At 28.0% G+C, this 13195-nt stretch carries 15 protein-coding genes; 7 read left to right on the top strand and 8 right to left on the bottom strand.

What is annotated here, in order from left to right; genetic code table 11:
• From ACFDSN_RS07300 to ACFDSN_RS07270, 7 genes are all read right to left on the bottom strand, one after another.
• A partial coding sequence (locus tag ACFDSN_RS07300) for a DUF1254 domain-containing protein (RefSeq protein WP_375239188.1) occupies positions 1-763 on the bottom strand: 763 nt, incomplete at its 3' end.
• Positions 764-898: 135 nt separating this feature from the next.
• The gene (locus ACFDSN_RS07295; RefSeq protein ID WP_375239187.1) at positions 899-1828 is read right to left on the bottom strand and encodes a hypothetical protein; all 930 of its coding nucleotides are present in this window, start codon (positions 1826-1828) and stop codon (positions 899-901) included.
• 3 nt (positions 1829-1831) lie between these two features.
• Entirely contained in the window at positions 1832-3280 is a 1449-nt protein-coding gene (locus ACFDSN_RS07290) for an MBOAT family O-acyltransferase (RefSeq protein ID WP_375239186.1), read from the bottom strand.
• Positions 3281-3359: 79 nt separating this feature from the next.
• A complete protein-coding gene (locus ACFDSN_RS07285; protein ID WP_375239185.1) occupies positions 3360-4952 on the bottom strand; it encodes a S41 family peptidase in 1593 nt (530 codons plus the stop codon).
• A complete protein-coding gene (locus ACFDSN_RS07280; protein WP_375239184.1) occupies positions 4945-5385 on the bottom strand; it encodes a cytidine/deoxycytidylate deaminase family protein in 441 nt (146 codons plus the stop codon). The genes ACFDSN_RS07285 and ACFDSN_RS07280 overlap by 8 nt, the downstream gene beginning before the upstream one ends.
• A 105-nt stretch (positions 5386-5490) precedes the next feature.
• The gene (locus ACFDSN_RS07275) at positions 5491-6078 is read right to left on the bottom strand and encodes a HupE/UreJ family protein (protein WP_375239183.1); all 588 of its coding nucleotides are present in this window, start codon (positions 6076-6078) and stop codon (positions 5491-5493) included.
• Positions 6079-6163: 85 nt separating this feature from the next.
• Positions 6164-6571, bottom strand: a complete 408-nt coding sequence (locus ACFDSN_RS07270; RefSeq protein ID WP_375239182.1) for a DUF2452 domain-containing protein — start codon at positions 6569-6571, stop codon at positions 6164-6166.
• Between the two features lie 272 nt (positions 6572-6843).
• Here ACFDSN_RS07270 and ACFDSN_RS07265 point away from each other — a divergent pair, with 272 nt between their 5' ends.
• From ACFDSN_RS07265 to ACFDSN_RS07240, 6 genes are all read left to right on the top strand, one after another.
• Positions 6844-7254 carry a response regulator gene (locus ACFDSN_RS07265; protein ID WP_375239181.1) on the top strand — a complete coding sequence of 137 codons (411 nt, stop codon included), beginning with the start codon at positions 6844-6846 and terminating at the stop codon, positions 7252-7254.
• Positions 7255-7794, top strand: a complete 540-nt coding sequence (locus ACFDSN_RS07260; RefSeq protein ID WP_375239180.1) for a heme NO-binding domain-containing protein — start codon at positions 7255-7257, stop codon at positions 7792-7794.
• On the top strand, positions 7794-8987 hold the full coding sequence (locus ACFDSN_RS07255; RefSeq protein ID WP_375239179.1) for an ATP-binding protein: 1194 nt from the start codon (positions 7794-7796) through the stop codon (positions 8985-8987). Before ACFDSN_RS07260 ends, ACFDSN_RS07255 begins: the two co-directional genes overlap by 1 nt.
• Positions 8988-8990: 3 nt before the next feature.
• Complete coding sequence (locus ACFDSN_RS07250; protein ID WP_375239178.1) at positions 8991-9308, top strand: Hpt domain-containing protein; 318 nt, start codon at positions 8991-8993, stop codon at positions 9306-9308.
• An 8-nt stretch (positions 9309-9316) separates the two neighbouring features.
• The gene (locus tag ACFDSN_RS07245; protein ID WP_375239177.1) at positions 9317-10021 is read left to right on the top strand and encodes a LytR/AlgR family response regulator transcription factor; all 705 of its coding nucleotides are present in this window, start codon (positions 9317-9319) and stop codon (positions 10019-10021) included.
• A gap of 108 nt (positions 10022-10129) precedes the next feature.
• Positions 10130-12727: a T9SS type A sorting domain-containing protein gene (locus tag ACFDSN_RS07240; protein ID WP_375239176.1), complete on the top strand. Its 2598-nt coding sequence runs from the start codon at positions 10130-10132 to the stop codon at positions 12725-12727.
• Between the two features lie 241 nt (positions 12728-12968).
• Here ACFDSN_RS07240 and ACFDSN_RS07235 read toward each other — a convergent pair whose 3' ends face one another.
• A complete protein-coding gene (locus ACFDSN_RS07235; protein WP_375239175.1) occupies positions 12969-13094 on the bottom strand; it encodes a hypothetical protein in 126 nt (41 codons plus the stop codon).
• A gap of 3 nt (positions 13095-13097) precedes the next feature.
• Here ACFDSN_RS07235 and ACFDSN_RS07230 point away from each other — a divergent pair.
• Positions 13098-13195: DEAD/DEAH box helicase family protein (locus tag ACFDSN_RS07230; RefSeq protein WP_375239189.1), on the top strand; the 98-nt coding region annotated here is incomplete at its 3' end.

Raw genomic sequence — 13195 nt, 5'->3', positions numbered from 1 at the left:
CTGCTTTATTTGGAACGATATAGTCTAGCATAAAATTTGCGTACCTAAAGAAATTGATGTTCTTTAAGTCATTCGATTGATAGCTAATCCAATTTATATTTTCTGATATTATTTTAGGTTCAGATCCAATGTATGAACTCAATGGTTGCAAAACATATCCGTTTTGTATATACTCCATCGCTGGGATGTCATCTTGACCATTTACTCCGGTTCTAGTTAAAGTTCCAATAAACTGAGATTCCGAATTAATCGCACGCTTAATACCTTTCGGAATTGGTCCGTCAAAGTCTTTCGTAGTTAATAGGTAATGCCCTCCATCTTGTCCATCGATAATAGACCCAGGTGCATCGATTACGTACCCCCACATATCGTCCCATTGACACACATAATATCGATTATCATCTGAAGGAGGCATGGTCAATACCCACGGTTCAATGCGCAAATCGACCCAAGCCCAAGAATAGGGCGTATTATTATTTGGTGTTGGAATGTCCTTATTATCTGGGGTAGATAAGCCATAATGTTTGTATACCCCAAAACCTCCTATGTATTCTGGTGCATTCTTATTAATTGCCTGATTGTACATCGTGCCATAATTATATACAAGTGGAAATAAGGCAATGTAAGTTTCTTTTGCAATGAGTTTTATTTCATTTTGATCCATTGTTTGCTCATTTTGAGTTACTACCTTTTTTTCTCCTTCATTCTTACATCCTAACAGAGAAAATAGGACAATAGAAATAGTCATTATTTTATATTTCATTTTGGTACTATTTGTTTTTGCTAACGTAGGAATAAACACACCATTATGTTTATTCCTATTATGTTTATTACAAATTTAGCAAATTATAAATAGTGTTAACTTTTGAGAAAAAGTTATGTGTTTTTATTTACTTATTTAACGCAAAACCTTAATTTCATTCATTACTATATTTATAATTTTGTTTGTTTTTATTTCAATGCCTTTATGTAAAAGATGATAAGGTGAATCGTAAAAATAGTCAGAATCTAATGTCATTTTATCCATTGGATATGCATAAGTTAGCCCAGATTTTTTGTAAAATTCAACATTTGCTTTAACTAAGTTTTTACAAGAGTTAAGGTTGTTTTTTTCATACATAGGAGGAATTAAAACAAAATCAACGCCTTTTTTTTTAAAATCCTCAACAAAATTTTTAAGATGTTTTGAGTCAATGGGTTTAATCATTAACGGTTCTTTATATTTTGAGTATTTTTTATTACCCCAAAACCAATGCACATTGCAGTCTCCAAATTCATTAAATGCACTAGCTCTATTATGATTTTCCTTATTTGGAAAAGATCCTTTTTTTAATTTATATAAAAACCGAATTCTTTGATTAATGTATGCAAGTACATCTCTAGGCGATAAGTTAATTTCAAAATGGGCATAATTTAGTTTTTCTAGTTTTACTTTTGCTAATGCATGATTTCCAAAATAATCATCTAAAATTAATTGATATTCTGGTACTATAACAACAATGTCGTTTTTATTTAAATACGGTTTTATTTGACTGATATAAAAATCTAAGCCATATTGAAATCTATGCCCAAAATTAATTATTTGATAATTAGGAAAAGAAGATTTAATTAAACCAGAATTAAGTCCCATTGATAGATTACTGCCACCAATTAAAATTATCTTTGCCTTATCTTTATTTTTTTTTAATAGTTGCTGTTTTAGTCTAAATCCTCCATCATAATCATAGTCAGACATTAAAGGCGTTGTATTGTGTAAAGAAACTAATACTATTAATATTAAAACAGGAAGTGTTATAAATAAACAAATTCTATTAAAAAACTGTTTCATACTCTAGAATTGAAAATAAATAAACTGCTGTTCCTTTCCACCAAACCATAAAATAATAAAAACAATAGCATAGTACATTGCATATCTAAAAGGTCGTTTCCATTTTATTCCAAAATTCTGTAATGCATATTGTCCTTCTCGTCCTAACCATTCAATTATTAAGAATAACCCAATAAGTCTTAGTGTTATTAAAGCGTCATACATTTTAGGAAACCTAGGTTTTTTAAAAAGAGAAGCTGATAAAATTTCTGAAATATAACTTATAGCATGTTCTATGTTTTCTGCTCTAAAAAAGATCCAAGCAAATACAGTTAATCCAAAAGTTAAGAACATAAATAAAAGTTCTTTTAGATTTGGTAATAATTTTCCTTGAGCTACTATTGCTATGTTATTTCGGTTGTTTTTGGTCAATAATAGAGGTAAAAAATAAATAGCATTTAATGCGCCCCAAACAATAAAAGTCCAATTAGCACCATGCCAAAACCCACTTACAATAAATATTATAAATACATTTCTAATATTCAACCAAGTGCTGCCATAACTTCCACCTAATGGAATATATAAATAATCTCTAAACCAAGATGAAAGTGAAATATGCCAACGTCTCCAAAATTCTGCAATGTCTCTTGAGAAATAAGGGAAAGCAAAATTTTGCTTTAAATTAAAACCAAACAAACGAGATGTTCCAATTGCAATGTCTGAATAACCTGAAAAGTCTCCATAAATTTGAAATGTAAAAAAGATGGCGCCTAGAACTAGAGTACTTCCTGAATATTCTGATGAATTATTGAAAATGATATTTGCTGACTGTGCACAATTATCTGCAATTACTATTTTTTTAAATAATCCCCAAAGTATCTGGCGCATGCCATCTGCCGCTTTAGAATAATCAAACTGTCTTTTTTTATTAAACTGAGGTAGTAAATTTGTAGCTCTTTCAATTGGACCAGCAACAAGTTGGGGAAAGAAACTTACAAACGCAGCAAATGCAATAAAATCTTGTGTTGCTTCAAGTTTTCTTTTATAAACATCAATAGTATAACTTAAAGTTTGAAAGGTGTAGAAACTAATTCCTACAGGTAAAATAATGTTTAGTCCTTGCGCATTAATTTCAGTTCCAAAAAACGAAAAAGCAGTTATAAAATTGTCCAGAAAAAAGTTGTAATATTTAAAAAACCCAAGAAAACCAAGGTTTACCAATATACTTGTCCAAAGTAAAATTTTTCGTTTAGTTTGGTTTTTTTCTGTCCCAAGTTTTTGCCCAATAAGATAGTCAATAATTGTACTAAATAATATTAATGACAGGAATCTCCAATCCCACCAGCCATAAAAAATATAACTTGCAACAACTATTAGTAAGTTTTGAAATTTTAGATTTTTATTTGATATAAACCAGTATAATAAAAAAATTATTGGTAAAAATATTGCAAAATCTATTGAGTTAAAAAGCATTTATTTTCTATTGTATTAATGTTTTTATCTGGTATATATAATCTAATAAACTTGATAAGTTAGAATTAAAAAAGAAATCTTATTCAGAAAGTGTTTCCAATTCCAAAACCTTTTCAATCATATTATCATATTTACTAAGTACTTTGTTATATGTGCTTCCTCCAAATAATTGTTGGGCTAAATTAGCTTTTATGTAGTGTTTTACTTCTTCTATATAGGTTACAAAAACAATGTTAGATTCTGTTTTTTGTTTTAAAAATATTTCATATTGAGTTACAATACTATCTTCAACGACATAGTTATTTATAAAATCATTTTCTTTTAATTTAGAATATAATGTTCTGTCTTTTTCAAGTAGTTCAAATACAAACTGACTTGTTAAACCACGTTTTTCTAGGAACTCTAAGGTTTGGTTGTTCATTCCTTTGTCTAATGGGACAAAAACATCTGGTATAATTCCGCCACCACCATAAACAGTTTTGCCTTTTGGTGTTGAAAATTTTAAAGAGTCGTCTACTTTAATTTTAGTTTCATCGGTTAATTCTCCACTTTGGTAACGCTCAAAATATTCGTCGTAATAATCATCATTTCCTTTGCTATAATTGCGTTGTATTGATCTTCCAGTTGGTGTATAGTATTTTGAAACAGTTAACCGTATAGCACTTCCATCTCCTAATTGCATTTCACGTTGTACTAATCCTTTTCCAAAAGAACGTCTTCCAATTATAGTGCCTTTATCGTTATCTTGTAATGCACCAGCAAGGATTTCTGAAGCAGATGCAGAGTTTTCGTTTATCAATATGTAAACTGTATTGTTTTCAAAAATTCCTTTCTCAGTCGAAAAACTTTTTTCTATATCGCCACGCTTATTTTTTGTGTAAAGAATTAATTTATCATCTTCAATAAATTCATCTACAATTTGATTTGCAATAGCAATAAAACCACCAGGGTTATCTCTTAAATCTAATATTAAACTTTTAGCACCTTGATTTTTTAATAGTTTTAAAGCAGTTATAAATTCTTTGTATGAAGATTCTGCAAAACGATTAAGTTTTACATAACCTAAACTATCGTTTAGCAAATAGTTTGCATCGACACTTTTAATAGGTACAAGTTTTCTTTTAACTTTAAAATTTAAAAACGTATTTGTAGATTTTCTATAAACCCCAAGGTCTACAGTTGTGTTTATAGGACCTTTTATGTTTTTGATTAATTCGGTATTGATTTCGCCATTATTTGTAAGACTATCTCCATTGATAGTTATAATCTTATCTCCTCCAATAATTCCAGCTTTTTCGCTTGGACTATCTTTAAGGCTTCTAATAACAGTAATCGTGTCTTTAAAAGTTTGGAAGTTTATTCCAATACCTATAAAATCACCTTTCATACTTTCTTCTACTTCTTTTAGGTTTGCCTTTGGTATGTATGTAGAATGTGGATCTAAATTGTCTAGAATTTCGTTTACTGTAACATCAACAATGCTGTCTGTATTTACATCTTCAACATATTCGTATTCAATATAATCTATAAGTCTATTGAGTTTGTCTTTCTTACTGTTAGATGCAAAAACACGATCTGAATGGTCTGAAAAATTTAATTTCCCACCAATAAATATACCTACTGCTATAGCAATACCAATTATAAGTGGTAAATATAATTTTGCTTTAGACATTAGTTTCTCCTAAGTTGTTAATGTGTACTATTTCTATACCTGCTTTTTCTAAAAATTTTATACCAGAGTTATCTTTATAAGCTTCGTTATAAACTACGCGTGTAATACCAGCTTGATGTACTAGTTTACTACATTCCTTACAAGGTGATAATGTAATGTAAAGTGTTGCGTTTTTACAAGATTGTGTGCTTGAAGCTACTTTTAAAATTGCATTAGCTTCTGCATGTAAAACATACCATTTTGTATAACCTTCGTCATCTTCGCAAAAGTTTTCAAAATTAGAAGGTGTTCCGTTGTAGCCATCGGAAATTATCATCTTATCTTTTACAATTACAGCTCCAACTTGCTTTCGTTTACAATAAGATAATTTACCCCATTCTTTAGCCATTCTTAAATAGGCTTTGTCGTATTTTAATTGTTTTTTTGTTGGCATATAGCTTACTTTAATAAAACGGCCTATTAAATAGTTTTGATGGTTGTTTTTGAAATGCAGTTTATGGGAAGCGAAATTAAGTTTTATTTAATAAAAGTTGCTTTTTTAGAAAGGGTAATTGTTTAATAATAAAGGAATAACCAAGCCAACAACAATAGCTGAAACTACCATAATCCAATCTCTTTTATTAAATCTAAAAACAGTTTGAAAAACATAGCCTAGAAATAAAACTAAGAATACAATTATAACTTGTGCTATTTCTATTCCTAAAGCAAACTCTAGAAGAGGAACTAATTTAGACTGTGCTTTTCCAATATACATTCTAAATTCACCTGCAAAACCTAAACCGTGGACTAATCCAAAAAAAAGCGTAGAGAAGAATAGAATTCCAATTTTTTCTTTCTGAGCGCCTTTTCCAGAAGTAAAGACATTAAACAGTGCCACTATAAAAATAGTTATAGGTATTAAAAATTCTATAATACTTGATTTAATATTTACGGCACCGTAAACAGCTAATAGTAATGAAATTGTATGTCCAATTGTAAACATAGTGACTAGTAAAAACACTCGTTTCCAGTCCTTAAATAAATAAGGAACAGTTAATACAATTAAAAATAATACATGGTCATATGCGTTGATATCTAAAACATGGTTTACACCATATTTTACATTTGTGAAAAAGGTTTCGAACATTTAGGTTTGGTTTTAAACTCAAATATAATGAAAAAGTGAAAAGGTTAAACCTTTTAAAATGTTAACTAATATAATTTTAACTGTTTTAAATCTCTTTTTTTCTCCAAAGTTGTTCGGAATTTAAGTAAAAGCTACCAATAAATTCAAAATTACACTCGTTAGGAGCTATTATGGAGAGAAAAGCATTACTATTTTTATCATTATATAAATGATACGTTTCGCCTATTAGTGGATGAAAATTAAACTTTGCGTTATAAATAAGATTATTAAACTCTAATTCTTCAAGCATTTTATCGTACTCAGTTTTTAACTCTAAATATTTAGCTTTAATTGTTTTATTAGCAATGTTTATATTTTTGTTTTTCCAAGTTATATTTTCGGTAATCCTAATTGCTGGCGCACCAACATTTGTAGCATAAGGTTTAAGTGAAGCATCATAGGTTTGAGTTTCTTTATTGAAAACAACATTATCTGGTTTTTTATCTAGAGTCATTTTGTTAAATTTAGCTTTCAAAGTGATAAGTAAAAATACATTTTTTTGAAGTTTGGTTTTGTTGTCTTGTGAAAACTTTAGGAAAAAGTATAATCTAAATATATTTTTTGTCTATCTATGGTTTTTAAATTATTGTCATCTCTATACAAGCTGAAGAAAACTATTCGCCGACACTTAACTGCTATTCGTCGACACTTAAGAGTTATTTAACGAGGTGTTAAATAAAATAGATTGAACTAAACTATTTTAACGTTTAGTTTTATAATAAATTTATGAAAAAACTTAAAATTCTACTCATTGAAGATGATGCTATTGAAGTTATGAAGCTTAATAGAGTAATTGCAACATTAAAACTGAATCATCAAATAATTGAAACGAATAATGGCGAAGAGGCTTTAGAATTTCTAGAAGAAAGTCAAGAATTACCTGATATAATTTTATTAGATTTAAATATGCCAAAAATTAATGGACTAGAGTTTTTAACTATTTTAAAAAGAGATAAAACTTTAAGGTTTATACCAATAGTAATTCTAACAACATCTAATAATAATAAAGACTTGTTAGAATGCTATAGAGTTGGTGTGTCTGGCTATGTGTTGAAGCCATTAAAATATGAAGATTATAAAGTTAAAATACAAACTATTTTAATGTATTGGAGTACTAATGAATTAATAAATACATAAATGAAAGGTATTATTTTTACGGAGTTTTTAGATTTGGTTGAAACTAAATTTGGTATAGAAATGGTAGATCAAATTATTACTAGTTCTAATTTAGAATCTAATGGTGTTTATACATCTGTTGGAACATATAGTTTTTCTGAAATGCTCCAGTTACTTCAGAATTTAAGTAAAAACACTGGTGTTTCTACAGATGATTTGTTACTAACTTATGCGGAGCACTTTTTCTCTATAATAGAAGATAGTTGTCCGGGTTTATTAGCAACTTATAAAGATCCTATAGAGATGATATCTTCAATTGAAAACCACATACATGTTGAGGTTCGGAAAATTTATCCAGATGCAGAATTACCAACTTTTGAGGTTGAAGAAAAAACAATGGATTCTTTAATTATGATCTATAAATCTAGTCGTGCAATGCATCATTTTGGATTAGGTTTAATGAATAAAACCTTTGAGCATTTTAATTCTAAAGCAACTATAGTATTAGAAAAAATTAAAGAAGATGGTACAGAAGTTAGGTTTGTGATTAATAAAATTTAATGAGTCAAAAGCAAATAGATATTTTACAACGTGCTTTACAGCGTGAAAAAGAAGCTAGAAAAGCTGCAGAGAAAATTCTTGAAGAAAAATCAAGAGTATTGTATCATACGTCTCAAAAACAAGAGCAATTATTAGACGAAAAATCTTCTCAATTACAAGGGGTTTTTGAAAATATTGTAGATGCTTATGTTGTAATAGATTTAAAAGGAAATGTTTTAAAGTTTAATGAATCAGCTTCACTTTTATTCGATTATGATATAAACGTTGAAGATGTAAATATGATAAATTTAATTTATCCAGAAGATATAAGTTACGCAATGTCTTCATTCAGAACACTTCGTGATAAAGGTTTTTTTAAAAATTATGAAACTAGAATCTTGAATAAATCTAAAGATGTAAAATGGGTTCATATTAATGGAAGTATCGTTTACAATAAAAAGAAAAAGGCAATTGCGGCTCAAGGAATTGTTAGAGATATTACAGAATTGAAATTTTTAGAGATTCAGAAAGAAAAACTTTTACTTGAAGTAGAAAAAAGTAATATTGAGTTACAAGAATACGCTCATATTGTTTCACATGATTTAAAATCACCACTTAGAAGTATAGATGCTTTAGTTAATTGGATAAAAGAAGATAATAAATCGCATTTTAACGCAACTACATTAGAGCATTTTGGTTTAATAGAGTCTACATTGGAAAAAATGGAGCATCTTATTTCAGATGTGTTAAATTATTCTAGTGTTGGTGCAGATAATTCTGAAAATACAAATGTAGATTTATCTCAATTAATTATAGATGTTAAATATCTATTGTTTATACCTGATCATATCACTGTTAGAGTTAATGATTCTTTACCTATAATCTATGGAGACAAAACTAAATTACAGCAGCTTTTTCAAAATTTAATAAGTAATGCAATTAAGTTTATAGATAAAGAGAAAGGACTTGTGGAAATTAACTATGAAGAACAGAAGGACTATTATTTATTTTCTATAAAAGATAATGGTATTGGAATAGACGAGAAGTTTCATAATAAAATTTTTAAAATTTTTCATGCACTAAATAAAAGTATAACATCTACAGGAATAGGATTATCTATAGTAAAGAAGATTGTTAAGTTGTATGATGGTTCTGTTTGGTTAGAAAGTACTCCAGGAATAGGAACAATATTTTACTTTACGTTAAAAAAATAAGAAATGGAACAGCCAAATTTAAACTATATAAAAAGTATGTCTGATGGCGATAAAACTTTTGAAAACAAGTTAATTAGCCTCATAAAACAAGAGTATCCTGAAGAAAAAAAAGTTTATCAAAAGAATATAAATTCTCAAAATTATAAGGCTACAGCAGAAATAGTTCATAAACTTAAACATAAAATCAGTATTTTAGGGCTTGTAAAAGGTTATGATGTGGCTACAAATTTTGAAAATAACTTAAAGGAAGATAAGATTCTTTTAAAAGAAGAATTTGAAGCTATTTTAGATCAAATAACCAAATATTTAACTAAGCTCTAAACTGTTTTATGAATTGTATCATTATTGATGATGAAGCTACTGCAAGATTAATTATAAGTAACCTTTGTGAAAAAGTGAGTTCTGTTAATGTTTTAGAGGAGTTTTCTAATGCAATTCAGGCAATTAAGTATCTAAACCAAAACACTGTAGATTTAATATTTTTGGATATACATATGCCAGATTTTACAGGTTTTGACTTTATTCAAACGTTAAAAAATCCACCTAAAATTATTTTAACAACTTCAGACTCTAAATTTGCTATAGAAGCTTTTGAATATGAGTGTATTGTAGATTATTTGGTTAAGCCAATTACTCAAGAACGATTTAATAAGGCTATTCAAAAAACTCAAAATATACAAGCAGTTTTAGAAAAAAAGGTAGAAGAAACCAATAAAGAAGAAGTTAAAGACTTGTATGTTAACATAGATCGACGCTTAATTAAAATTAATATCCCAAGTATCTATTTAATAGAAGCAAAAGGCGATTATATTCAGGTTAAAACAGAAAGTCAGAACTACACAGTACATTCTACCTTAAAAAAAATCGAAGAGAAATTACCAGATGATTTATTTTTAAAAATTCATAGGTCTTATATAATAAATCTTAAAAAAATAATCGATATTGAAGATAATAGTGTTTTAATAAAAAAAGATGTAGTTCCTGTTAGTAGATCCAATAGACCAGAATTAATGAAACGTCTTAACTTATTATAATAATCTATTTAAAAGATCAATTGGTCTATACTTAAACTCTATTTGTCGAAAATGAAATAACTAATTATATTGTTATTATAACTTTAATAAATACTAAAAACATTTATTATGAAACAATCAATACGACAATCTAATAAAGTTATCTTTTTTTTTCTTTTAATAACGTTTGTTTTAAACGGACAGGATATTCCATTTAATTGTGATTACAATGCTTATTTATTTCAATATAACGATGTATATTCTATAGATTTAGCGTCTGGAAATTCTTACTTAGTAGCAGAAAATGTTACTTCTGGAAATATTAATGCAGCAGCTTATAATCCTACAGATGGATTTATTTGGGGTTCATTAAGTAGTCCTGAGAAATCTATTGTAAGAATAGGTAAAGATTTTGCAACAACAACATATTACATAAATGAATTACCAACATCAAACCGTTATGTTGGAGATATAAGTACTCAAGGTGTTTATTATTTAAAAGGAGGAGGAACTACTTATTATAAGGTTAGTTTAGACCCAGATACTATTAGTTATACAGAACATTTAGCAACAGAAACATTATCACAAAATATTAACGTTCATGATTGGGCTTTTAATGCAGTAGATGGTAATTTATACACTGTAGAAAAAAACAGTAATATTCTTTACAGAATAGATCCAAATAATGGAAATGTTATTTCTTTAGGTGAGGTGCCAATATTGACAGGCTTATCTTATACTTATGGAGCTGTTTATTTTGATGCTTCAGGACGTTTTTATGTTTCCGCAAATCAGACAGGAACTATTTATGTTATTCAAAATGTACAAGATTTAAATACAACGGATATTATGAATTCTAATCTTTTTGCTTTTGGACCGTCAAGTTCTAGTAATGATGGAGCAAGATGTCCAACAGCACCAGTACCTCAAGAAATTTGTGATAATGGAATTGATGATGATGGAGATGGCTTGGTAGATTGTGAGGACCCATCTTGTTCTGGATATGGATCTTGTCCAGCAATACTTCCTCCAACTTCTGGAGCTAACGATGGTGGATTAGAAAGTAATAGTCGTTTATCTGAAAAAATTAATAAACGTAGTTTTAATAGAGCTAAATCTGGTTATAGGTTTGATAAAAACTCTGCTCATAAAATTATGAAAACAAATCAATATGCTCAGAAAAATTTGGTTTCAAACATACAGTTACAAGACTTTATTCCTCTACAGACTATTAACGAAGATTATGTTATAAATTCTACACCATCCGATTTGTTGAGTATTACAAACGCTACAGAAGTTTTTTCTGTAGATTATATAGAGAATGACATATCAATAGCTTCTATTTTGGCTTTAAAAACAGAAAATAGTGTTTATGAACATACAAAGTATATATGTGATAGATTACTAGGAGCAGAACTATTATCGGTATCTACAATAGAAATTAATAATCAACCTTTTATAAAATCATTAATTAAGAATACTGATGGAACTATAGAGTTTGTACTTAGTCTATCTGCTAAAATTATAAATAACGACGCTGATTTTGCAATAGAAAGTCATTGGAATTTAGATAAGTATGAAAGCAATTTTACTTTTTATAATTTTCAGATTTGGTCTAATTCATTAGACGATTTATATATGTTGGGAGAAGAGGTTTTGTATTTGTTAAATATAGAAAAACCTATTAGTTCTTATAATATTTCTACTCCACCAACTGTTTTTGTAAAAAAAGGTAAATATCTAAATGGTGGTTTAAATCTAGAGATTGTTAATACTAATGCAACTCAACAAATTAATTTTGATGCTGGATTTAGAACTACAGAAACAAGTAGCTTTAATTATACATCTGATATAATTAATTTAGAAGATAATTATATCTCGTCACATATAATAGAAACAGGCAACCTGTTTGATGTAGGATTTAGAATTGGAGAGGGATTTGCAACTCCAGATGATTTATTTATGTCTGATGGTCCTTGGGGAATAGATAATTCTCAACCAGGAACATTAGTTAATAATTATACTGTTTCTCAAAATAACTTTGATTTTGATACTTTAGATTTTCCGATAGAAAGAAATGTTGAGTTGTCAGCTAATACGAATAGTTATTTTGCTGCTTATAGAGCTTTAACACCTAGATTTAAAGCAGTAGACTTAACAGATTATAATACTTTTAAATTAAGAGCAAAAGGAACTGGTAATTTAGAGATTACTTTAGTGAAGCAAAGTATTACTGACTGGCATGACCAACAAAAAGTAACTGTTTTTTTAGGTGATGAATTTCAAGATTATGAACTACCATTTTCAAGTTTTGTTTCAAACAATAATTCAAACTTAGATTTTAATGATGTTGTCACTATTGTGTTTACTATGGTTAGTGAAGACGGAATACAAATAGCTAAAAGTATGGAATTGGAAAACTTGCGTTTCTCGAAATCAAATTCACTATCTACAACTAGTTTTACTGCTTCAAATAATATTTTAAAAGCTTTCCCAAATCCAATGGAAACTCATACAGAAATTCATTTTACATCAATAAATAATGATTTTGTAAAATATGTGTTGTATGATCAATTAGGTAGGATAGTATTTCAAGCTGATTGTGTTATAAAAAAAGGCGGAAATGTAATTACAGTAGAAAGGAATGATCTAAGTTCTGGGTTATATTTTTTTAAGATTTCAGGAGGCTCAGTTTTTTATAAACCACTAAAAATAATAGTTAAATAGAATTTATAATTACAACCAATAAAAAATACAAAAGATATTTCTTTTGTATTTTTTATTGGTTTAAAATCCATAGTAATAATTAATTTTAGAGGTTTATTATACATAGTACAAGTCAAAAAAATAGAATAATATGTTGTAAAAACAGCTCTTTTTAGTTTATAAATTGTTTAAATAGATTCTGTGAATTTAAATATGTTTTTTAGAGTTAAATCTGCTTAATAAATTAAAGTAGTGAAGATAATTAGTGTTTGTTATTTCTAAAAATAGGATTCTTAAATAGTAACCATTTAAAACGTACACCAATTTCGTTAAATGTAAAACCAGCAGCAGTAGCAGAAGCAATATTAGTTCTAGTAACAAAAGTCAAATAATGATGAAAATGCCACAAGTTAAAAAGGTGGTATTTGTAGTAGATAGAAAAGATTTAGATTACCAAACTACCAAAGAGTTTAATAGTTTCTCTAAAGG

The sequence above is a fragment of the Aurantibacter sp. genome (assembly GCF_042094015.1).
Taxonomy (GTDB): Bacteria; Bacteroidota; Bacteroidia; order Flavobacteriales; family Flavobacteriaceae; genus Aurantibacter.
This window is presented reverse-complemented; position numbering and strand designations above follow the sequence as displayed.

Bases quoted from the DNA above. Each gene is read 5' to 3' on its own strand.
- ACFDSN_RS07250 (WP_375239178.1), top strand. From the start codon at position 8,991: ATGGAACAGCCAAATTTAAACTATATAAAAAGTATGTCTGATGGCGAT.
- ACFDSN_RS07295 (WP_375239187.1), bottom strand. From the start codon at position 1,828: ATGAAACAGTTTTTTAATAGAATTTGTTTATTTATAACACTTCCTGTT.
- ACFDSN_RS07265 (WP_375239181.1), top strand. From the start codon at position 6,844: ATGAAAAAACTTAAAATTCTACTCATTGAAGATGATGCTATTGAAGTT.
- ACFDSN_RS07290 (WP_375239186.1), bottom strand. From the start codon at position 3,280: ATGCTTTTTAACTCAATAGATTTTGCAATATTTTTACCAATAATTTTT.
- ACFDSN_RS07285 (WP_375239185.1), bottom strand. From the start codon at position 4,952: ATGTCTAAAGCAAAATTATATTTACCACTTATAATTGGTATTGCTATA.
- ACFDSN_RS07260 (WP_375239180.1), top strand. From the start codon at position 7,255: ATGAAAGGTATTATTTTTACGGAGTTTTTAGATTTGGTTGAAACTAAA.
- ACFDSN_RS07245 (WP_375239177.1), top strand. From the start codon at position 9,317: ATGAATTGTATCATTATTGATGATGAAGCTACTGCAAGATTAATTATA.
- ACFDSN_RS07270 (WP_375239182.1), bottom strand. From the start codon at position 6,571: ATGACTCTAGATAAAAAACCAGATAATGTTGTTTTCAATAAAGAAACT.
- ACFDSN_RS07255 (WP_375239179.1), top strand. From the start codon at position 7,794: ATGAGTCAAAAGCAAATAGATATTTTACAACGTGCTTTACAGCGTGAA.
- ACFDSN_RS07280 (WP_375239184.1), bottom strand. From the start codon at position 5,385: ATGCCAACAAAAAAACAATTAAAATACGACAAAGCCTATTTAAGAATG.
- ACFDSN_RS07275 (WP_375239183.1), bottom strand. From the start codon at position 6,078: ATGTTCGAAACCTTTTTCACAAATGTAAAATATGGTGTAAACCATGTT.
- ACFDSN_RS07240 (WP_375239176.1), top strand. From the start codon at position 10,130: ATGAAACAATCAATACGACAATCTAATAAAGTTATCTTTTTTTTTCTT.